20 protein-coding genes are annotated in these 21,753 nt (G+C 59.6%); 12 read left to right on the forward strand and 8 right to left on the reverse strand.

Going from position 1 to position 21,753, the window contains the following annotated elements; all coding sequences use genetic code 11:
* Positions 1-118 precede the first annotated feature (118 nt).
* The 8 genes from RGV59_RS16090 to RGV59_RS16125 all read right to left on the reverse strand — a co-directional run bounded on the left by RGV59_RS16090 (position 119) and on the right by RGV59_RS16125 (position 9,497).
* Complete coding sequence (locus RGV59_RS16090) at positions 119-1,678, reverse strand: methyl-accepting chemotaxis protein (RefSeq protein ID WP_079443216.1); 1,560 nt, start codon at positions 1,676-1,678, stop codon at positions 119-121.
* Positions 1,679-1,695: 17 nt separating this feature from the next.
* Entirely contained in the window at positions 1,696-2,463 is a 768-nt protein-coding gene (locus RGV59_RS16095; protein WP_017846856.1) for a class II aldolase/adducin family protein, read from the reverse strand.
* Between the two features lie 52 nt (positions 2,464-2,515).
* Positions 2,516-3,514, reverse strand: a complete 999-nt coding sequence (locus tag RGV59_RS16100) for a TauD/TfdA family dioxygenase (RefSeq protein ID WP_017846857.1) — start codon at positions 3,512-3,514, stop codon at positions 2,516-2,518.
* Positions 3,511-4,566 (reverse strand): ketopantoate reductase family protein, encoded by a 1,056-nt coding sequence (locus RGV59_RS16105; protein WP_017846858.1) that lies wholly within the window; start codon positions 4,564-4,566, stop codon positions 3,511-3,513. The genes RGV59_RS16100 and RGV59_RS16105 overlap by 4 nt, the downstream gene beginning before the upstream one ends.
* Positions 4,567-4,618: 52 nt before the next feature.
* Positions 4,619-5,380, reverse strand: coding sequence for an ABC transporter ATP-binding protein (locus RGV59_RS16110; protein WP_017846859.1), 762 nt, complete (start codon positions 5,378-5,380; stop codon positions 4,619-4,621).
* Between the two features lie 5 nt (positions 5,381-5,385).
* Positions 5,386-7,188 carry an ABC transporter permease subunit gene (locus RGV59_RS16115; protein ID WP_126586951.1) on the reverse strand — a complete coding sequence of 601 codons (1,803 nt, stop codon included), beginning with the start codon at positions 7,186-7,188 and terminating at the stop codon, positions 5,386-5,388.
* Positions 7,185-8,222, reverse strand: a complete 1,038-nt coding sequence (locus tag RGV59_RS16120; RefSeq protein ID WP_017846861.1) for a branched-chain amino acid ABC transporter permease — start codon at positions 8,220-8,222, stop codon at positions 7,185-7,187. The genes RGV59_RS16115 and RGV59_RS16120 overlap by 4 nt, the downstream gene beginning before the upstream one ends.
* A gap of 126 nt (positions 8,223-8,348) precedes the next feature.
* Positions 8,349-9,497, reverse strand: a complete 1,149-nt coding sequence (locus RGV59_RS16125) for an ABC transporter substrate-binding protein (RefSeq protein ID WP_017846862.1) — start codon at positions 9,495-9,497, stop codon at positions 8,349-8,351.
* Positions 9,498-10,177: 680 nt separating this feature from the next.
* Between RGV59_RS16125 and RGV59_RS16130 the strand changes: the two genes are divergently transcribed.
* The 12 genes from RGV59_RS16130 to RGV59_RS16185 all read left to right on the forward strand — a co-directional run bounded on the left by RGV59_RS16130 (position 10,178) and on the right by RGV59_RS16185 (position 21,741).
* Complete coding sequence (locus RGV59_RS16130) at positions 10,178-11,299, forward strand: amidase (protein WP_026140004.1); 1,122 nt, start codon at positions 10,178-10,180, stop codon at positions 11,297-11,299.
* A gap of 14 nt (positions 11,300-11,313) precedes the next feature.
* Positions 11,314-12,486, forward strand: a complete 1,173-nt coding sequence (gene iacA, locus RGV59_RS16135) for an indole-3-acetate monooxygenase (RefSeq protein ID WP_017846865.1) — start codon at positions 11,314-11,316, stop codon at positions 12,484-12,486.
* A 19-nt stretch (positions 12,487-12,505) separates the two neighbouring features.
* Positions 12,506-12,868, forward strand: a complete 363-nt coding sequence (locus tag RGV59_RS16140; protein WP_017846866.1) for a hypothetical protein — start codon at positions 12,506-12,508, stop codon at positions 12,866-12,868.
* Positions 12,869-12,873: 5 nt separating this feature from the next.
* Positions 12,874-13,407 carry a nuclear transport factor 2 family protein gene (locus tag RGV59_RS16145; protein ID WP_185833606.1) on the forward strand — a complete coding sequence of 178 codons (534 nt, stop codon included), beginning with the start codon at positions 12,874-12,876 and terminating at the stop codon, positions 13,405-13,407.
* 56 nt (positions 13,408-13,463) lie between these two features.
* Positions 13,464-14,729 carry an aromatic ring-hydroxylating oxygenase subunit alpha gene (locus RGV59_RS16150; RefSeq protein WP_226926277.1) on the forward strand — a complete coding sequence of 422 codons (1,266 nt, stop codon included), beginning with the start codon at positions 13,464-13,466 and terminating at the stop codon, positions 14,727-14,729.
* Positions 14,730-14,756: 27 nt separating this feature from the next.
* A complete protein-coding gene (locus RGV59_RS16155; protein WP_017846869.1) occupies positions 14,757-15,233 on the forward strand; it encodes an aromatic-ring-hydroxylating dioxygenase subunit beta in 477 nt (158 codons plus the stop codon).
* 10 nt (positions 15,234-15,243) lie between these two features.
* The gene (locus RGV59_RS16160; RefSeq protein WP_017846870.1) at positions 15,244-15,984 is read left to right on the forward strand and encodes an SDR family NAD(P)-dependent oxidoreductase; all 741 of its coding nucleotides are present in this window, start codon (positions 15,244-15,246) and stop codon (positions 15,982-15,984) included.
* A gap of 78 nt (positions 15,985-16,062) precedes the next feature.
* Positions 16,063-17,022 (forward strand): PDR/VanB family oxidoreductase, encoded by a 960-nt coding sequence (locus RGV59_RS16165; protein WP_017846871.1) that lies wholly within the window; start codon positions 16,063-16,065, stop codon positions 17,020-17,022.
* 12 nt (positions 17,023-17,034) lie between these two features.
* The gene (locus RGV59_RS16170; RefSeq protein WP_026140007.1) at positions 17,035-17,535 is read left to right on the forward strand and encodes a flavin reductase; all 501 of its coding nucleotides are present in this window, start codon (positions 17,035-17,037) and stop codon (positions 17,533-17,535) included.
* A gap of 202 nt (positions 17,536-17,737) precedes the next feature.
* Positions 17,738-18,991: an OprD family outer membrane porin gene (locus RGV59_RS16175; RefSeq protein ID WP_079443223.1), complete on the forward strand. Its 1,254-nt coding sequence runs from the start codon at positions 17,738-17,740 to the stop codon at positions 18,989-18,991.
* A gap of 152 nt (positions 18,992-19,143) precedes the next feature.
* The gene (locus RGV59_RS16180) at positions 19,144-20,445 is read left to right on the forward strand and encodes an MFS transporter (RefSeq protein WP_052743417.1); all 1,302 of its coding nucleotides are present in this window, start codon (positions 19,144-19,146) and stop codon (positions 20,443-20,445) included.
* Positions 20,446-20,541: 96 nt separating this feature from the next.
* Positions 20,542-21,741 (forward strand): alpha-hydroxy acid oxidase, encoded by a 1,200-nt coding sequence (locus tag RGV59_RS16185; RefSeq protein ID WP_017846875.1) that lies wholly within the window; start codon positions 20,542-20,544, stop codon positions 21,739-21,741.
* The last annotated feature ends 12 nt before the right edge of the window (positions 21,742-21,753 follow it).

A 21,753-nucleotide genomic window follows, 5' to 3' on the forward strand; every position in this document is an offset into this window, starting at 1 on the left:
CCGAAGGGATTTTTATGAGGCTCTATTCAAGCCTTTACCAGCGACAGGAAATTGATCCTGGTGGCCAGGTTGTTGTACGTGCTTGCCAGGTTTTACCGATCATCCGGTTGTACGAATCTCAGCCCTTGATGAAACGCTGCGCAAGACTCAGTTGCGATTCGGCCAATTGGTGCAGGGTCTGGCTGATCTCGGTGGTACGTCCTGCCTGCTGACTGGTGCGCTCTGTGAGGCCGGCAATCTCGGTGATCTGCTGGTTGATCTGCTCGGCGACCTGGCCCTGCTGCTCAATGGCAGCTGCCATCTGCTGGTTCATGCTGCTGATCTGGCCGACTTCCTCGCAGATACGCACCAGTGCCTGGCGGGTTTGCTGCACATCGGCACTGGCGCGCAGCGCGGCCTGCTCGCCACGTTTCGCGGTGGTCAGCGCGTTGCCGCTTCCGCTACGCAGGCTTTCGATAGAGCGCTGGATTTCATGAGTCGAGTCACGTGTGCGTGAGGCGAGGCTGCGTACTTCGTCGGCAACCACGGCGAAGCCCCGGCCGGATTCGCCAGCGCGGGCGGCTTCGATAGCGGCATTGAGGGCCAGCAGATTGGTTTGTTCGGCGATGCTCTGGATCACGCTGGCGATGCCGCCGATCGACTCGATAGCATCGGCCAGGTTGCCGACGGCGCTGCCGATCTCTTCCACCGAAGAGCGCATGGTCTGAGTGGAGTTCTGGCTGTCGTCCGACAGGCGTTCACCGTCGTAGGCCAACTGGTTGGCGTTCTGCGCGGCCTGGGCGGTGCTCTGCAGGTTGCGTGAAAGCTCCTGGATGGTGGCGCTCATCTGGTTGATGGCCGCGGCGGTCTGTTCGGTCTCGCGTACCTGCCTGTTCAGTTGTTCGGCGGTGTTCTCCACCACTTCGGCTGAAGTATGTGCCTGCTGGCGCAGAACCTCGCTGTTGATGCTGATGCGTGACATCACCGTAGTCATCCGCGCGCGCTGGCTGTTCAGGGCCATCGCTAGCAGGGCGCTGCTGTCGGCGTGGCCGCTATGCAGCGGCGCCAGTAGCGGCTCGCTGTATATTTCCCGGTACTGGCCAAGGATTTTGCGGGTCAGTCGGCGCTGGCGCAGGGCTGGTTGCAGCCCGGCCAGCAGTAGCGCGAAGAGGGCCAGCAAACCTGTGGCCAAGGGCAGTTGCGCGGTGATGATTGCGCCCAGAGCGAGCAGGCCAAGACTCAGTTGAAGGCCATGACTGGCGAGCAACGCAGTGGAACGCTGGCCTGGCGCCCACGGCGATTGACCACGGTCGAGGCGGGCATAGAGCGTACTGGCTGCGAGTATTTCTTCACGGCTGATCGGCTGGTAGACGGTGCCGAGCGCCGAGAGTTCTCCGCCATCGAACAGCGGCACGACATAGAGCGTGTGCCAGTAATGCCCGCCCTGCCTGTGACGCCCCATCACGGGGCCAGTCCAAGGTACGCCGGCACGCAGCGCACGCCACATGCTGTCGATGACCACTGCGGGCATGCGCGGGTCATTGATCTGCTCGTGGGGTTTGCCGATCAGTTCGTCTTCGCGCAGGCCGCACATTCGCAGGTAGGCCGCATTGCAACTGAGCAGCACGCCTTTTGGATCGAGGCGCGATATCGGCGGTTCGTCGAAGTGCGGGAGGTTGGGGTGGATGGCAGCATTCATTGCACGACTCCTCGCGGTTACCAGGGCAGCACGCGCTCGGCGCGCATCTTGCGCACCATGGCGTCGTAGAACTTGGTGGCGAAGCCACTCTCGCGGATCAGCATGGCGGTGAGGTCCGCGCACCTCTCGGCAATACCGGCTTCGAGCGGGTTGTCTTCGCCGCCCAGGGCGCCGGCGGCACACTGGTTCTCGGCCGCGCGTTGCACCGTCCAGAGCAGGAAGAAGGCTTTCTCGATGCTGCTTTCGCCCACTGCGATACCGTGGTTGCGCAGCACCAGGATGTGCTTGTCGCCCAGGCTTTCGATCATCCGGGTCTTCTCGTCTTCAAACAGCGTGATGCCTTCAAAGGTGTGGTAACCGATGCGGCCGTAAAGTTGCGCGCCGTAGAAGTCGTCATGGGTGAAGCCGCGCTTTTTCTGCACCACGGCGGAGATCGGCGTGGTGTGGGTGTGTAGGAGGCACTGGATATCGTCGCGCGCGCCATGCACGGCACTGTGCAGAGCGAAGCCTGCGGGGTTGCCGTCGTAGGGTGACTCGTCGAGCTTATTACCGTGCAGGTCGACCTTGAGCAGGTTGGCTGGAGTGACTTCGCTGTAGTTCAGGCCGAACGGGTTGACCAGGTAATGGTGGGCCGGGCCAGACAGGCGTGCGGAAATGTGATTGAAGATGGTCTCGGTCCAGCCGAAGTAATCGACCAGGTGGTAGCAGTGGGCGAGCTTGATGCGCAGCGCCCATTCTTCGTCGCTACAGGTTTCGGGCTTGAGGGTTTGGATCATTGCGGTCATGGTGGTTTCTCTAGGGCGGTAGGACGCACCTGTCAGGCACGATGGCGTTATGTCAGGCGCAAGGAGCCAGGCGCAGGTTGTCATGGAACCCGTTTCGGCCGGGAAACTCCGGTGCGAGTACGCGTGCATTGGGCATCTTCAGCCACAGGCGCAGTAGGCGGCGTTTGAGGTCTGGATCGTCGTGATCCTCAAAGTTGCTACGCGAATGCATCACGGCGTAATTGTTGGCGAACTGCATGTCGCCGGGTTCCAGCATCATGTCCAGACGGATCGCTGGGTCATGAATGATGGCGTCGATCAAATCCAACGCCTGGACTTCTACCTGGCAGAGCTTGACGTTGCTCTGTTCGTGGCCGAGTTCGATATAGGCACGAAGGTAACGACAGCTGAGCTTATCCTCGTGGTAGCTGAAAATCGGAGAGGGGACCGGTAGGTCATTACCCAAGTGTGCGAAATATAGTGGGCGATAGAGCAACGCCAGATAGTGGGGGTTCCTCTCCAGGATCTCGTTGTAGACGGTCGCAGCGCTGACCAGGCTGCTGAGTCCGCCTTGCTTGGCCTTGCGTATGGACAGGAGTCCAACTACATCGGACAGATCTGTGTGGTAGGGCAAGTAGGCGTTAGTTTCGTAGACACGAGTAGTTTTCTCTTTGGAGTTGCCTATGGCGGTCACCACGCCCAGCAGGTCGGCGCGTGGATTCTGAGTCACAGGAGTCCCCATGTGCAGGCCCAGGCCGTAATAGATGATTGCCATTTCCTCTTCGCTATAGAGCTCGGCTGGCAGGCCACGAAGGAGAAGAAAACCGCGGCCATTCTCCAATTCGTTCGCAAGGTTTTGGATCTCCTTATCCAGCTCTGGTATCAAGAAATCCTCACGTATGAAGTTCGGAGCCTTTAGGCCACGATCTCTAACCTGCACCATGGCGCGATCAAGCACAGCGAGCGTGTCAGGGGATAGGTGATATATCCAGGCTTGCTCAGGGTCTTTCACCAAATCTTCGCCACGCCAGGCGCAGGGTGAATCGATTTTTTGGGTAAGCAGGGAGGTCATGGTTTTTTCCTTTCCTGTGATGGGGTAGATGTGGGCGCGATGACCGAAACGATGTCAGTGCTGCTGCGTGAAGGGTGCCGAGTTAAAAAGCGCGCTAGCGAAAGAATGTCGCGAGTGGTGGGTACGCCGAGGCCGTGGTGCTCTGCAAGTTCGACTACCGCGTCACCGATAGCGGCGAGTTCCAGAGCGCGCCCATGCTGATAGTCCTGCAGCATCGAAGTTTTGACTGCGCCCATGCCTGCACCAAGTTTCATGAATGTTGGTGGGTCGAAATCAATGCGTGCGCCATAAGCTGCGGCAGTGAGTAGCCCTTCATGAAGTATTTTCCCCACCAGAGGGGTTAACTCGGGCTGGCTATAGAGCTCTTCGAGTGTTGCCCCGGTGATTACCGACAGGGGGTTGGAGGTCAGATTGGCGAGGATTTTGGTCCACAGCGAGTCTCGGATACGATCACTTGCTCTGGCTTCTATACCCGCGTCTTCGATCAGTTGACGGATCGTTTCGAGTCGTTGGCTCTTGCGGTTATTTGGCTCGCCAAGAATCATCAGGTGCGGATTGTGTGAGCGTGCCTGTCCTGGGCTTATCGTTTCTGCAGTTATGAATACTACGCACCCGAGGATATGTGCCGGATCGAGAGATGCCAGCAGGGTTCCGTCTGGATCAACCGCCTGTATAGGTTGACCAGCCATATTTCCGGACTCGCCGTGGAAGTACCACCATGGCACGCCGTTCACGACCGGAACCACGGTTGTATGTGGGCCGATCAACGGTGCCAGATGGGGGACCAGCGTGGGTAAGGATTGTGCCTTGACGCACAGGAAAACCACGTCCTGCTCGCCGAGCAGGACACAGTCGTCGCTGGCGTTTACCGGGGCGTTATGTTCGCCATCCAGGTCGGTCAGGCGTACGCCGTTTTCGTTTAGCGCGGTGAGTGTGTTGCCACGGGCGAACATATTCACTGGTTGACCTGTGGCCGCCAGGCGCGCCGCCAGGGTGCAGCCAATGGCACCGGCGCCAACAATGCACAGGCGTGAAGGGATCGAGCGAGCCATGGGGCTTTCTCCTTGCAAATAGGTTGCGCCCGCGAGACGGGCGCATGGTGGATCAAGTCGCGAGCATTTCCTGGTGCTTGCTGGCCAGGCCTAGGTAGGCCTCAATCACCCGCGGGTCATCGGCCAGTTCGGCGGCCGGGCCCTGCATGACGATCTGCCCGGTTTCCAGCACGTAGGCGTAGTCGGCAACACGCAACGCCGCGCGGGCGTTCTGCTCCACCAGCAAGATCGACACACCCTGGCGCCGCAGGTCGGCGATGATGCGGAAGATCTCTCGAGTGATCAGCGGCGCCAGGCCCAGGCTCGGCTCGTCGAGCATCAGCAGCTTGGGCTTGGCCATCAGCGCACGGCCTACGGCGAGCATCTGTCGCTCGCCGCCGGAAAGGGTCGACGACTCTTGCTTGCGGCGTTCAAACAGGCGCGGGAACAGGCTGTAGACTTCCTGAAGGGTGCCGTCGAGGTACTTATCGCCTTTGCGGTAGCGCATAAAGCCGCCGAGGCGCAGGTTGTCCTCGACGCTCATGCTGCCGAACAGTTCGCGCTTTTCCGGCACCAGGCCCAAACCGCGCCCGACCAGCACCTCGACTTCCGGTACGGCTTCCAGGGTTCCGTCGAAGTTGACTTGGCCCTTGGAGCCAAGCACGCCCATGATCGCCGAGAGCAGGGTGGTCTTGCCGGCGCCGTTGGGACCGATCACGGTGACGATCTGGCCTTCGCCGACGGTCAGGCTGGCATTGCTTAGCGCCTCGACCTTGCCATAGGCCACGCTCAGGTTTTTTATTTCGAGCAGGATGTTACGAGGTTGATTGCTCATGGTCTTCACTCCGCTCCGCCGAGATAGGCTTCGAGCACCGCCGGGTTTTTTTGCACGTCATCTGGCAGGCCTTCGGCAATTTTCTGGCCGAATTCCATGACCGTGATGCGGTCCACCAGGCCCATGACAAAGTCCATGTCATGTTCCACCAGCAGTATTGCCATGCCTTCGTCACGCAGCTTGCGCAGCAGGTTGCCGAGGGCTTCCTTCTCTTTGTGACGCAGGCCGGCGGCGGGCTCGTCGAGGAGCAGCAGGCATGGGTCAGCACACAGCGCGCGAGCGATTTCCAGGATGCGTTGCTGGCCAAGGGCGAGGCTGCCAGCTTCTTCATAGAGGTAGTCGCCGAGGCCAACCCGCTCCAGTTGGCGCCGGGCCTCACGCAGCAAGTCGGCTTCTTCGGCGCGCTCCATGTGCAGCAGCGACGATACGATGCCCTTGTCGCCACGCAGGTGGGCGCCGATGGCTACGTTCTCCAGCACACTCATGGTTGATAGCAGCTTCACGTGCTGGAAGGTGCGGCTCATGCCCATGTGGGCGATACGTCGCGAGGGAATGCCGTTGATCTTCTCGCCAAGGAACAACACCTCACCCTCGGTGGGGGTGTCTACCCCGGAGAGCTGGTTGAACATGGTGCTCTTGCCCGCGCCGTTGGGGCCGATCAGCGCGAGGATTTCTCCGGCGCGGATCGATAGGTTCATCTGGTTGTTGGCAACCAGGCCACCGAAGCGTTTGGTCACGTTACGTGCTTCGAGGATAAGTTGGCCGCTATCTGGCAGGTCCCGGCGCGGCAGGCCGCTCGGCAGGTCATCTGCTCTGGGCGCGTTGTGGTCGTGGCGCCAACGGGCTGGAACCAGGCGCACCAGCAGTGGCCACAGGCCGCCCGGAGCACGCTGCATGAGCAACACGATAAGCAGGCCGAAAACGATCGTTTCGTAGTTGCCCTGGCTGCCCATCAGCGTCGGTAGCCAGTCCTGCAGCCACTGCTTGAGCATGGTCAGGATACCGGCACCGAGCAGGGCGCCCCAAACGCTGGCCACACCGCCGATCAGTGCCATGAACAGGTAGTCGATGCCCATGTTCAGTCCAAACGGCGTCGGGTTCACGAAACGCTGGGTATGTGCGTAGAGCCAGCCCGAGACGGTGGCGAACAGCGCGGAGATGAGGAACACCACCAGCTTGGAGCGAAAGGTATTCACGCCCATCGACTCGGCCATCACCTGGCCGCCCTTGAGCGCGCGGATGGCTCGGCCTTCGCGGGAGTTGAGCAGGTTACGGGTGATCAGGATGGCGACCAGCAGCACCGCCCAGATCAGGTAATAGATCTTCTCGCCCTTATCCAGCGTCAGACCGAACAATGAGATCGACGGCAGATCGGCGATGCCGCTCTGGCCGCCCAGCCCATCCAGGGTGCCGAACAGGTAATAGAGCGAAATGCCCCAGGCGATGGTGCCCAGCGGCAGATAGTGTCCGGACAGCTTCAGGGTCAGGGCACCGAGCAGCACGGCTACACAGACAGTGAGGGCGATGCCCACCAGTAATGACAGCCAGGGTGAACCGGCGGTCCAGGCGAGCCAGACGGGCAGTTGCTCGGCGGTGGTCAGATAGGCGCTGGTATACGCTCCGAGGCCAACGAACGCGGCCTGGCCGAAGCTGGTCATGCCACCGACCCCCGTGAGCAGGACGAGGCCCAGCACCACCAGGGTATACAGGCCTATGTAGTTGAGCAGGGTAATCTGGAAGGACGGCAGTAGCAGCGGCGCGACGCCGACGATGACGACCAGCAGGGTGACGAGGAGGCGCGGTTTCATTCTTCTTCCTCCACATGACGGCTAGTCAGTGAGCGCCAGAGCAGGAACGGGATGATCAGGGTGAACACGATGATCTCTTTGTAGTTACTGGCCCAGAACATCGAGAAGGCCTCCACCAGACCAACTGCCAGCGCGCCTAGGGCGGCGATGGGGTAGCTGACCAGGCCGCCGATGATGGCGCCAACGAAACCTTTCAGGCTGATGATGAAGCCGGAGTCGAAATACAGGGTGGTGATTGGGGCGATGAGAATTCCCGAGAGGGTGCAGAGAAAGGCGGCCAGAGCAAAGGTCGTCTTGCCCGCCAGGCTCGGCGATATGCCCATCAGCCGTGCCCCCATGCGGTTCACCGCAGTGGCGCGTAGCGCCTTGCCATACAGGCTGCGTTCAAAGAACAGGAACAGGCCGACGATCAAGCCCAGCGAGACAACGATCACCCACAGTGTCTGGCTATTCAGTGTCACTGGGCCGAGCTCCAACCCTGTTTCGGAGAACGGTCGAGTGCGTGCGCCATCGGGGCCGAACAGCAGCAGGCCGACCCCGACCATGGCCACATGCACGGCAATCGAGACGATCAGCAGCACCAGCGAGTGGGCGCCGGCGATTGGCTGGAAGAACAAGCGATACATCTGTGGGCCCATTGGCACCAGCAGGGCCAGGGTCAGCAGGGCCTGGATCGCCATGGGCAGGTTTGCCAGTAGTAGATTCTGTACCAGCAACACCATGGCTACGGCGTAGGCGAGCTTTATCGGCAGGTATTTGGGTAAGCGAAAGCCGTGGCCTTTGTGCAATGTGCCGAGCAGATCCAAGGTGCAGTCGATGACTGTCAGGGCGAGCAGCAGCCAGACCAGTCGGGTTGGCTGGCCAGCTTGCAGAGCCGCCATGGTCAGAGCGCCGAAGGTGACAAACTCACCCAGAGGGATCAAAAGAATTCGTGTCACGGTAAAGACCAGGAGAATGGAAAGCGCCAACAGTGCGTAGATCGCACCATTGGTCACGCCATCCTGACCCAGCAGCATGGCTATCTGAAAATTCATGGAGGCAATATCCTTCGATGACAGGATTCGTATTGCGCGCAGCGACTACCGGCCAAGAAGGCAGGTAGTGGTCTGGCGTCTAACGTACGGTCGGTGCCAGGCACCGGCTAAGGCGTGGCTGCTGTGTTACTTGAGCAGCACCCATTTACCGTCCTTGACGGTGATCAGCTCGCGGCCGCGTTTGTCGAAACCGCTGTGATCTTCAGGACTCATGTTGTACACGCCCTGGGTCGCAGCCAGCTCATGGGTCTGTTCCAGTGCATCGCGCAGTGCCGAACGGAACTCGGCGGTACCTGGTTTGCCTTTTTGCAACGCGGTGGGAATGGCGTGCTCCAGCAGCAAACCGGCATCGTAGACATTGGCGCCGAATGTCGCTGGCGCGCTGCCATTTAGCTGGGTGTAATCATCGATGTATTTGCGCGCCACACTCTTGGATGGGTGATCGTCCGGTACTTCGTCAATCACCAGCATCAGGCTGGCTGCAAGGATGGTGCCTTCGACCTTGCGCCCGCCCAGTTGCAGGAACGGCGGGAGAGCCGCGCCATGGGTCTGGTAGACCTGGCCCTTGTAACCCTGGTCGAACAGGGTGGTCTGCGGCAGCACTGCCGAGCTACCCGGTGCGGCGACCAGTACGGCGTCCGGTTTGGCCATGAGGATCTTCAGGCTCTGGCCGGTGGTGGATGTGTCCTGACGCTGGAAGCGCTCGTTGGCGACGATTTTTATCCCGTTCTTTTCGGCCAGGGCCGTCATGACTTTGCCCCAGTTCTCACCATAGGGGTCGGCGGTGCCGATCAGGCCGAGTGTCTTTACGCCGGTCTTGACCATGTGCTCGACCAGCGCTTGGGCGATCAGGTCATCGTTCTGGGTGGTCTTGAATACCCATTTTTTTTGCTCCGTCATCGGTAGTACCACGGCGGCGCTTCCGGTTGGGGCGAGCATTGGCGTGCCCGACTCGGCAGCAAATTGAATCACCCCCATGGCATTGGGCGAGCCACTTGGGCCGATGATTGCGTCGACATGTTCTTCGTCGATCAGTTTCTTGAACGCCTTCACCGAGGCCGTCGGGTCGCTACCGTCGTCCAGCGAAATGTAGGTGATGTTCTGGTCGCCGACTTTCTTCGGCATGAGCGCCACGCTGTTCTTCTGAGGGATACCGACCAGTGCGATAGGCCCGGTCGAAGAGGTGACGACACCGACTTTCACATCTGCCTGAGCCGCCATCGACGCGCAGAGCGCACTTAACATCAGGGTGGACACAGCTTTCTTGAACAGCATGTCGTGCTCCAGGGTGCAAGGCTAATAAGCGGGCTGAGTTGCGGTACCTATGGGGTATCCGCATAGCCTCTCGTAATGCGCTTGGTGATATTCACCGGCGAAAGCAACACCGCCTGACAGCGGTCGGCGTGCTAGCGACGAATTTGCAGATTGCATGCCAGAACTTGGGCTGCACCAGCAGTGCGCACACCTCGCTCATCTCCCCTCTCGACTAAAAAAGCCGGCGATCGGCAATCGTCGTTGGTCAGTCGCATCGTCAGTAAAAACAGCGATTTAAGTGATTTTTTTCTGCTTTTTATGGCTAAAAATGTATGCAAAGAGCGTGGTTTTTTAAGATTTAAAATGACGAATATTTTTTTTCGACAGGTGTTTTCTTGAGCCTTTTTTCTGTTCAAAAATCAACCTGGTAACACTTGTCTGATTGCTGTTGACTCGGATTTGTATGTGTAACTTATTGTTTTATATTGATTTATTTTTATTTATCGATGATGGGATGAAGCTTTGGTAAAGCGTTACCAAACTGCACGTTACTGGTGCGATTCATGGAAATCCGCACCAAATCCGATCGATATTATTAAGTACAATTCAATTGACAATTCACGTAATTATGGCGATTTTAGATTTAGCGAATCGGCGGCCTCGTGCTCGCCACGCCAACAACGTTCGAGAAGGTAGACGGTATGACAATGGTGATCGAGCAAATGAAGGTAGGGGGTACTGGCCTGAAGGTGATGGTGAAGGACACCATCGATATTTCTGGCTATCCGACCCGCGCGTCCAGTAGGGCGCTACAGGATGTCGGTCCAGCCACGCAGAACGCCGCCGTGGTCGATGCCCTGTTTGATGGTGATTGCCAGGTTGTCGGCAAGACCGTTCTGCATGAGCTTGCCTATGGCACTACCGGCATCAACCATTACGCCGGTACTGCCGAGAATCCGCGATATCCCGGACGTATTCCTGGCGGCTCCTCCAGTGGCTCGGCGGCGGCCGTCGCTGCTGGGCTCTGTGATTTTTCCCTGGGCACCGATACCGGTGGGTCTGTGCGCATTCCTGCGTGCTGTTGCGGTGTGTTCGGCTTTAAGCCTACGTTCGGCCGCATTGATCGTCGGGGGGTGATGCCCGCGCAGAGCAGCCTGGATTGCGTCGGCCCCTTCGCGAGCCGCTTGTCCCTGCTGATTGAGTCGATGCGCATCATTGATCCTTCGTTCAAGCCATTACCGGAAGTCGCAGACATTTGTCTCGGTGTGGTCTCGGTGCAGGCATCGAGTGAGGTGCAGCGCGCTATCGACGCCGTGCTTCATGCCACCAACCTGACGCTCGGCAATGTACAGCTCAATAGCATGCAGGCTGCCTATGATGCCGGCATGGTGGTGATCAACCGCGAGACCTGGAATGCCTGCGGGCATCTACTCGATACCGGCTTGGTCGCCCCGGATGTCGCCGGTCGCTTGCAGGCAGCCGGGCAGACCAGCGATGACGCGCTGGCCGCCGCCGAACGAGTGCGCACCACGTTTACCGCCGAGGTAGATGCCGCCCTTGAGCGTTTTCCGGTTTTGGTCCTGCCGACTATGCCTGACTACCCATTGCGTCTCGAGGACGCGGCAGACACCCGTGCGGTGCTGGGGATGACCGCGTTCGTGAGGCCTTTCAATCTTTCTGGTCATCCGGCTCTGAGCATTCCCTTTGAAGGGGAATCCGGTTTGCCGGTCGGCCTGCAACTTATCGCCGCCAAAGGCGCTGACGAACTGCTTTTGGCGGTCGCTGGCGAGTTGTTGCGGCGTCTCGATTCCAACCTTCTCTGATCGTGGATCCTGTCATGACTTCGCTCACCCTGGTCGGCAATACGCCGTCTGCCGCCATTACCGACAATCAGGCCTTTTCGGCATTGTTGGTCGATATCAAAAAACGCGCCCGTAGTGGCGAATTCGACCGCCTTGGCTATATCGCCCAAGACGTGATTGACGCCTTCAAGACGCTGGGGGTTTACCGTGCTCTGGTGCCCCGCCGCTTCGGTGGTGACCAGTGCTCGCCAGGCGAGTTCTGTGCCATGGTCGAAGAGATTTCCAGGGCAGACGGTTCTGCTGGCTGGGTCGCCAGCTTCGGTATGAGCCCGGTCTACCTGGCGTCGCTGCCTTTGGATACCATTCGGCAGGTCTATGCAAATGGCCCCGACGTAGTCTTCGCCGGTGGCATTTTCCCGCCGCAACCAGCCGAGGCCGTGCCAGGTGGCTTCAAGGTCAACGGCCGCTGGAAGTACTCCAGCGGCTGCATGGGGGCTTCACTGGTGGGCGTCGGTATCGCACCAAAAAACGGTGACAAGCTGGACTTGCCGCGCCTTGCGGTAATGCCACAAAGCAAGGTGCGTATCGAGCAGACTTGGGACACCGTCGGCTTGCTCGGTACCGGTAGTCATGACCTGGTGGTCGAGGATGTGGTCGTATCAGAGGAGTGGACGTTCGTACGCGGTGGCGCGGCCAATCTTGACGAGCCGTTCTTCCGTTACCCCTCGCTGTCGTTCGCCACCCAGGTCCTTTCCGTCGTCGGTCTTGGCGTTGCCCGGGCTGCCTTGGACGAGCTCCGCGATATGGCTGCTGGGCGCATCTCGGTAACCGGTGCGCCGGCTGTGGCCGACAGGCCACTGGCCCAGGTTGAGATCGCTAAGGCTGAGGCTGCGCTGCGTGCGGCTAGAGCTTTCTTCTTCGAATCCATCGAGGACGCCTGGCAAACGGTGTTGCGGGGTGACTCGCTGTCGGTCGAGAAAACCAACCTGCTACGTCTGTCTTCGACCCACGCTACCCGCGTCGCCGCCGAGGTGGCGCGCACCGCGCAGATGCTGTCGGGCATGACCGGCGTCTACAACAGCAGCCCGTTGGCACGCTGCGTGAACGATGCGCAGGTGGTCACCCAGCATGCCTTCATGGGCGACATTACCTACCAGAATGCCGGCGCCGTCTTCTTCGGCAAGCAGCCCTTGCCGGGCTATCTCTGACCCTTATCTGGAGCCAATCATGAGTGAGAAAAAACCACTGCGCGTGCTGTTCTGCATGGGCATCAACCAGAACTTCTTCGATGCGCCGCGCGAGGAGCAACTGGAAGTATGGGGAGCGTTCAGTGCCATGTGGAACGGCATTCACGATCTGCCTGGAGTGACGGTGTTCGGCAACATGGACGATGACCAAAGCATGGTCGGGCCATCCAGCGGATACCCCTGGACCACTTACCTGCTGGCCGATGTGCCGGACATTGAGACTGTACACGCGGCCTGCAACCTGTTCCGAACCACACCGGTGGGCGAAGGCACCTACAAACTGTGGCGTTATGCCAAGGTCGAGGCCCGCACTGGCCGCGAACTGATCATCCAGCGCGCGTGATTGACATGTTGAACGAAGCCCTAATCGCCAATCTCGAAGCGCGTCTCAAGCGCTTCGAGGCCGAGCACGCCATACGCGCCTGTATGAATCGCTACATGGTGCTATGCGATGCCCTCGACGCAAGCACGCAACTGACTGAGCTGGCTGGCCTGTTCACGATCGATGCGGTCTGGGAAGGCAAGGGCGCCAAGTACGCCAACAGCTTCGGCGGCTATCGTGGGCGTGAGGAGATCGGCGCGATGTTCTCCACCTACATGCAGACCCCGGCGCACTTCGCCCTCAACGTGCACTTCCTCACCGGCGAACTGATCGAGGTCGGCACCGACGGCGCATCGGGCAGTTGGGTGATGTTGCAGACCTCAACCTTCGCCAGTGGCGCTTCGCACCTCAATGCCGCGCGGCTGACCGTGCGTTTCGCCGAGGAAAACGGGCAATGGCGCATGGCACATTTCCAGACCGAGAACCTGTTCAGTCGTCCGGTGGATGCCTGGAACAGCGAGGCGGCCTTGCCCGTTCCAAGCCGACCCTCGGCTGAATGAACCAAGACTTTTTAAAGTCGGCCAAACAAACCGACCAGGAGCCAACTGTGAATAACATGATCGATGTCGTGAACCTCGAATGTGATCCCGCCGAACGGGTGCAGGCGGACCGCGTACACACCTCGCTGTACACCGACGCGAAGCTGTTCGATGCCGAGATGGAAAAAATCTTCTACAGCACCTGGGTATGGGTCGCTCACGAGAGCGAAATCCCTGACTCTGGTAGCTACAAGAGTACTTATATCGGCAAGCAGCCGGTGATCGCCGTGCGTGATCGCAAGAAGCAGATCCATGTCCTGCTCAACCGCTGCCGCCACCGTGGTGCCACTGTTTGCGAGCACAAGAAGGGCAAGACCAACAGCTTCGTCTGCCCCTATCACGGTTGGGGCTACGCCCTGGACGGCTCTCTGCGCGGCATTCCGCACCCTGACAGCTACGGCGATTGCCTGGACAAGAGCGAACTGCCACTGGTCAGCCTGCGTACAGAGAGCTACGCCGGGATGGTCTTTGCCACCTTCAAGGACGACATCGAGCCGCTGGTGGACTTCCTCGGTCCAGCTAAAAAATGGATGGATCTGTTCATGAAACAGGGTGCTGGCTATGGCATCAAGGTGCCGGGCGAACACCGCTTCCGCTTCCCGGGCAACTGGAAGATCCAACTGGAAAACACCACGGACGCCTACCACTTTCCGCTGGTTCACAAGTCGTTCCTGCACTCGGTGGATCAGCAGACCATGGACATGCTCGATTTCGTTGATGGCTCAGGCTATGTCGAAGACCTCGGCAACGGCCACAGCGTGATGGTTATGATCCCTGACCTGATCGACCTGGAAGCCAACCTTGATGCACCGATTCCGACCCGCTTTGAAAGCCTGGCCCAGGAGTTGCGTGACGAAGGTATTGAGGACCTTCAGGTCCGCCGCATCGTCCGTGCGGTCGGTGGTTCGGGCTTCAACCTCAATCTGTTTCCCAACGTTGCCTGCTCTATGGCGTTCTTCCGGGTGCTGCAGCCGATCTCGGTCAACGAAACGGAGATCCATCACTCGGTGATCACCATGGATGGTGGCCCGGCAGCCGCCAACCGCTACCGCTTGCGTCTGCATGAGCACTTCCAAGGTCCGATGGGCTTCGGTACGCCGGACGATTCCGAAGCCTGGGAGCGTGTGCAGAAGGGGGCCAATGCTGGCGAAGATCTATGGATCATGCTCAACCGTGGCCTGCCAGGCGAGAAGCCGAGCGAAGACGGACGGATCAGCGACGTGTCAGCCGAAACAGGTATGCGCGCAGCGTACCAGCAGTGGAAAAAAATGATGTCGGCCTGACCGACCAGACCGACGGAGAACGCGAAAATGAATCTGCAATTGCTTCAGGAAGTCACCGCCTTTATCTGGCAGGAAGGCGACATGCTCGATCACAGCGAATACGACGCCTGGTTGGCGCTGTGGGCGCAGAAGGGCACTTACATCATCCCCATCGACCCGTGCGAGGAGGATTTCGAGAACAGCCTGAACTACGCCTATGACGACGCGCACATGCGTGAGCTGCGGGTGCAGCGGCTGATCGGTGGTGAGTCGATCTCGACGACTCCGCGACCGCGTACCGTACGCACCATTTCGCGTTTTCGCGTCCTGTTCAATGACGGCGAGTTTGTCACTGTGCGCTGTGCGCAAAACCTGCGCGAGTTCCGCAAGGACGTGCTCAAGCACTACAGCTCGGACACGGTGTACGAACTGCAACGCAGCGGCGAGAGCTTCAAGATCCAGCGCAAGCTGATCCGGCTGATCAATTCCGACGATACCCTCGCGGGTATCGGCTACATCCTTTGAGGGTCCGGCTATGAAGCAGATCGCACTGGTCACTGGTGCAGCCCAAGGATTGGGCTACGCCATTGCCGCCCGGCTGTTCGCCGCTGGCTACACAGTGGTTATCAGCGACCTTTCCCTGGAACGCGCCCAGGCGGCTGCCGAGGCACTGGATGCCAGTGGTGAGCGGGTGTTGGCGCTCAAACTGGACGTTACCAACAAGGCCGATTTCGAGGCCGCACTGGCCGTTACTCTGGAACGCTTCGGTGCTCTACAGGTACTGGTAAACAATGCGGCAATGACCATGACCACGCCGGTCATGCAGATCAGCCCGGAAGAGTTCGACAGCGTTATGAGCCTCAACACCAGAAGCATCTTTGTCGGCTGCCAGGTATTTGGCACGCACATGGCGGCGGTCGGCTACGGGCGCATCGTCAACATGGCTTCGCTGGCTGGGCAGAACGGTGGCACCGCTACCGGCGCGCACTACGCCGCATCGAAAGGCGCCATCGTCACCCTGACCAAGATTTTCGCCAAAGAGTTGGCCGCAAGCGGTGTGACGGTCAATGCCGTTGCGCCAGGGCCGATCGACTCGCCCATGGTGCATGCAGTGGTATCGCCGGAGCGCATGGGAGGAATGCTCGCCAATATTCCGGTGGGGCGCCTGGGGAATGCGGATTTTCTCGGCGACCTGATCGTGCAACTGGCACGGCCGGAAGCCTATTTCACTACCGGGGCAACCTGGGACGTGAATGGTGGTTTGTTCATGCGCTGAGTTTCAACGAAAACATAATGCGACGGCCGAACCAGCGGCCGCGTTCTTACCTTGACGTCCAATGCGGGTGAGCCCGAGATGATTGAAGAGCTCTTGACGGTGCAGGTGCGCAAGCGCCAGCTCCAGGGCGACGGTGTCGTCGTTCTTGACCTGATTCCGGTGGGTGGCGCCAAGCTGCCGGCCTTTGAAGCCGGTGCCCATGTGGATATCCACATCGCCCCCGGCCTGGTGCGCCAGTACTCGCTGTGCAGCGACCCGGCGGACAGCGCTGTATACCGCCTCGGCGTGCTCAGGGACCCCGCCTCGCGCGGCGGTTCCACGAGTGTGTACGACACGTTGCTAGAAGGGGCAGAGGTGCAGATCAGTGCGCCGCGCAACCTGTTTCCTCTGGCAAGCGAGGCGCGCCGCTCAATCCTTATCGGTGGCGGCATCGGCATCACCCCGATGATCGCCATGGCCTATGCGCTGCATGCCAAAGGCGAGGATTTTGAACTGCACTACTGTGGCCGCTCGCGCAGCCGCAGTGCTTTTCTCGACGAGTTGCAGAGCGCCGCTTTCGCCGAGCGCGTTCACACCCATTTCGACGATGAGGCACCCGCGCAGAAGCTCGACATGGACCGCGTGCTCGGCCAGGCCGAGAGTGGCGTACATGTCTATACCTGCGGCCCGTCCGGATTCATGGACTGGGTGATCGGTGAGTCGGTGAAGCATGGCTATGCCGATGACCATATCCACCGTGAATACTTCCAGATTGAAGTGGACAACAGCGGTGCCAGCTTCGAGGTGGTCGCCGCGCGCAGTGGCAAGACGGTGCAGGTCGCCGAGGGGCAGACGATCCTCGCGGCGCTGGCGGACGTCGGCATCCAGATCGAGATCTCCTGCGAGCAGGGCATCTGCGGTACTTGTCTATGTGATGTGCTTGAAGGCGAGCCGGATCATCGCGACGTGTACCTCACAGACGATGAGAAGCAGGCCAACGACCAGATCTTGATCTGCTGTTCTCGCGCCAAATCGAAAAAGCTGGTTCTGGATATCTGAGGAGGTAAAGCGATGGTCGATGTAAGCGGATTCCGCAATGCCATGTCCCGACTCGGAGGCGCCGTTTCGGTGATCACCACCGATGGCCCCGCAGGACGTTTTGGCTTCACTGCTTCGGCGGTGTGCAGTGTTACCGATTCACCACCCACTCTGCTGGTGTGTATGAACCGCGCGTCCTCTTCTAACGCGCACTTCAAGCACAACGGTGTGCTTTGCGTGAATGTACTGAGTGCAGACCTGAAGGACATTTCGGGCGTATTCGCCAATCGCGAGCTTGGCTCCGATCAGCGATTTTCCTCGACCGCCTGGACGTCCCTGGAAAGTGGTTCGCCGGTGATGGAGGAGGCTCTGGTCAACTTCGATTGCCGCATCGCTCAAGTTCATGAAGTGGGTTCGCACAGCATTTTTTACTGCGAAGTTCTGCGTATCAAAGAGGGCAGTGCTGAAGAGGGATTGGTGTACTTCAACCGGGCATATCACAAGCTCTGTGACGTATCCAAGGCGCTGTCCTGACGCTGTATTGGTCGTAACTTAAAAATCTTCCAAACCTATAAAACCCCCGACGCTTGCGTGCCGGGGAAGGGCTCTTGTTGCCTGCTTCGCGGATAACTGTGCCGTTCAGAGCACCCCGTGAATTGACTGCCAAGTTATCGATTTTTGTTGATCTGCTCACACCACAACACCCGGCTCGCCGGATAAAAAAAAGGAGCGTCACATGTTCCAAAAATCATCACTTGCATGCGTGTTTAAAAGTCTGTGCTTTATCGGTGGGGGCATTGCACCGATAGCCGCACAGGCAGACCTGGTCGACGACAGCCACCTGAAGGTGGACATGAAGAATCTCTATCTGAACCGTGACTTCACCACCAGCGACGCTGTCCAGTCCAAGGTCGGCAACTGGTCCCAGGGCTTCGACCTGCAATTTACGTCTGGCTATACCAATACGCCGATCCAGTTCGGTATGGACGTGGATGCCCAGTACGCTATTCGCCTGGATTCCCATGGCGACGACGGCTCTTTGCCTATGGACTCCAGCAGCGGCCGCGCCTCGGATAACTATGGCCGCGCGGGTGCCACATTAAAGATGAAGTACTCCAGGACCGAACTGAAGGTCGGTGATATGCGACCAGAATTGCCAGTCGCCTGGCACGACCCGAGCCGTCAGCTTGACACGATCTTCCAGGGGGCTGTGGTCGAGTCCAAGGAAATCGACGGTCTTACCCTCACCGGTGGACGTTTCTGGTCAGCGGTTACTCGCGAATCGTCCAACCACGAAAAGTTCTACAAGTACGGCTCCACCGACAACCTCGATAGCGACAAAGGCCTGGACTTCGGCGGTGCGACTTGGAACGTTACCAAGAACTTCCAGGCCAGCTACTTCTATGGCGTGATGCATGACATCTACAAACAGCACTACGTCGGCTTCGCCCACACTGTCGACTTAGGTGGTGACTTCCGTCTGCGTACCGATGCGCGTTACTTCAACAACAAGGAAGACGGTGACGCGTTGAACGGTAAGATCGATAACCGCGCATTCTCCGGCGGCTTCACTCTGACTAAGGGGGGACACAAGGCGAGCATCGTCTATCAGCGCATGTTCGGCGAAAGCATTTTCCCGACGCCCAACGGCTACATCCCGCAGTTCTACCTGCTGAACTGGGCCAACCAGCCATTCATGCGTCCACAAGAACGCTCTTGGGGGCTCGGCTACGGCTACAACTTCGCCGGGCTGGGCTTGCCGGGCCTGGCCTTCAGTAGCCGTTTCATCAAGGGCAGCGACATCGCCCAGGCCGGTCGCCCGGATGGCGCAGAGAATGAGCGCGACCTCGCCGTGAAATACGTGGTGCAGGAGGGGCTGCTAAAAGGCGTAGGCGTGGAGTGGAAGAACTATCTGGTGCAGCAGCGCGACTTCGGTCATGACTTCAGCGAGAACCGCGTCTACGTCACCTACACCTGGAACGTTTTCTAAGAGGCTGCCCGCGATCTGTTTCGAGTCGGTCAGATAGGGTGAAGCTACTTTTGTCTGGCCCTGGCTTGTGAGGTCGTGAGCAGACTCGACGTCGCCCCCTTGCCCGCTTATGGCGAAAACCGTATGCGGGCAGCATGGATGTGGAGTTTTCTATGCATGCTCACTGTGAACAACCCAGGTCGCTGCGCCGCATCGTCGTCGCTTCGGTGTTCGGCAACGCCCTGGAGTGGTACGACTTCTTTCTCTACGGTACCGCCGCTGCCCTGGTGTTCGGTCCGTTGTTTTTCCCGCCCGGCACCGACCCGGTGATCGGCACTCTCGGTGCTTTTGCCGGCTTTGCCGTTGGCTTCGTCGCCAGACCGTTGGGGGGGCTGATATTCGGCCATCTTGGGGATCGCCATGGCCGCAAAAACGCCCTGGTGATCACTCTATCAATGATGGGGGGAGCGACCTTCCTGATGGGCCTGTTGCCGACCTTCGAGCAGGTCGGTTATCTGGCACCGATCTGTTTGGTGATTCTACGCATCGTTCAGGGCATCGCCTCGGGTGGTGAGTGGGGGGGAGGGGTGCTGATGCTCAGCGAGAACGCCCCAGCCAAACGAGTAGGTTTCTACGCGGCATGGAGTCAACTGGGTGTTTCGGGCGGCTTCGTACTCTCTGCCGTAGCTTTCTACCTGGTACAGATGCTGCCTGAACCGGACTTCATGAGTTGGGGTTGGCGCCTGCCGTTCCTGCTCAGCATCTTGATCTTTGGTGTCGGCATCTACATTCGCCGGCGCCTGCCGGAAAGTCGCGAGTTCGAGGCGGCGGTCGCAAAAAATGAGGTTCAGGCGCACCCGCCCGCGCTCCAGGTTCTGCGCGAGCATCCCAAGGCGGTACTGCAGGCTATGGGGCTGCGGGTGGCGGAGAATGGTGGTGCCTACATTTTCCTGTCCTTCTCCATGGCCTATGCCAAGTTCACCGGCCTGTCGACTCAGGTGGTGCTGATCGGGGTGATGCTGGCGATGACCGTGGAGGCCTTCAGCATTCTGTTTTGGGGCTGGCTGTCCGATCGTATCGGCCGGCGTGCGGTGTATGCCATCGGCTCGGTGAGCCTCGCGCTGTTCGCGTTTCCGTTCTTCTGGCTGATGGACACTCACCAGCCGCTGCTGGTGTACCTGGCCTTGTTGCTTGGCCTGCCGTTTAGCCATGCGGCGATGATAGGCACCCAGCCGGCGCTTATGGGCGAGTTGTTCCCCACCCATGTGCGCTACACCGGCCTGGCCATGGGGCATGAGATCGCCTCGATCTTTGCCGGCGGTCTGGCGCCTCTGGCTGCTACGGCGCTGTTCGCCGTTTACCGCGATGCCTGGCCGGTATCGCTGATGCTGGTGTTCTTCAGCGTGATCACGACCCTGACTCTACTCAGCATCAGCCGTAATCGCCCATATGCCATGCAAGAGGCAAGCGCCTAGTGTCCTTTTTATGGAGTTCCTGCTCCTCTGCCCGGGTCGCTCTCCCGAGCTTTTTTACCGTTGGACGATACCGTAGGTATCGCTGAGGATCGAAACATGCGTCGTTATTACCGCGGTACCGACTTGAGTCGCGTCCATAGCATTGCTGAGTTGGCAACGCTGGCCTGCCAGCGTCTGCCCCATTTCGTCTGGGAGTACCTGGCCGGCGGCGCCGAGGATGAGCTGACCTTGCAGCGCAATCGCCAGGCCTATGTCGAAGTCGGCCTGCAGCAGCGCGCGTTAGTGCCTTGCCATGTACCAGGTACCGCCCGCACGCTCTTCGGCAAGTCGGCTGCATTGCCGCTGCTGATCGGTCCCACTGGCTACAACGGCATGTTGCACCGTGATGCGGATATTCACTTGGCGCGAGCCGCGACTGCGCGAGGCGTGCCTTTCTGTCTGAGTACTGTGGCCAATGCTGCACTGGAGACGATCGTTCGCCAGGTGCCTGGCGTCGATTTGTGGTTCCAGCTCTACGCCATGCGCGATGCGAGCATTCAGGCTAGCCTCCTGGCCCGCGCTAGGGAGGCCGGTGTCAGTACCCTATTGTTGACCTGCGATGCGATGGTGCTGGGCAATCGCGAGTGGGACCGGCGCAACTTCGTGCGGCCCCGCCAGCTCAGCCTGCGCAACAAGCTGCAGGTGCTGCGCCATCCACGTTGGTTGCGTCAGGTGATGTGGCCTCATGGCTTGCCATCGATGGGGAACCTCGACCCTTACCTGCCTGAAGACGAACGCACGGCTCTGGGCTCGATGCAATTTATCGGTGAGCAGATGGATACGCTCCTCGATTGGGACGCCCTGGCTTGCGTGCGTGACCAGTGGGCCGGGCAATTGCTGCTCAAGGGCGTGTTGCACCCGGCAGATGCCGAGCGCGCCATTGCCCTCGGGTTGGATGGTGTGGTGATCAGCAATCACGGTGGGCGGCAGTTGGACGGCGCGGCGAGCGGACTCGATGCCCTACGCCTGATCGCACCGTTGGCCCGTGGCCGCCTGACACTGCTGCTCGATGGCGGCATCCGCCGAGGTAGCGACATCGTCAAGGCCCTGGCTCTGGGGGCCGATGCCGTGCTGCTAGGGCGAGCCAGCCTATATGGCGTCGCGGTCGCGGGAGAGGCCGGCACGGCTCGTGCGCTCGACCTGCTCGCAGAGGAGCTGCGACGTACACTCAACCTGATGGGCTGCCCTGACATAGATGACCTCTCGGCCGAATGGCTGACCTTCAACATGCGGCCCGCCGTTGTGCGGGCCTACTGACCGATTGGAGTA

Source organism: Pseudomonas sp. FG1 (assembly GCF_034313875.1).
Classification (GTDB): Bacteria; Pseudomonadota; Gammaproteobacteria; order Pseudomonadales; family Pseudomonadaceae; genus Aquipseudomonas; species Aquipseudomonas veronii.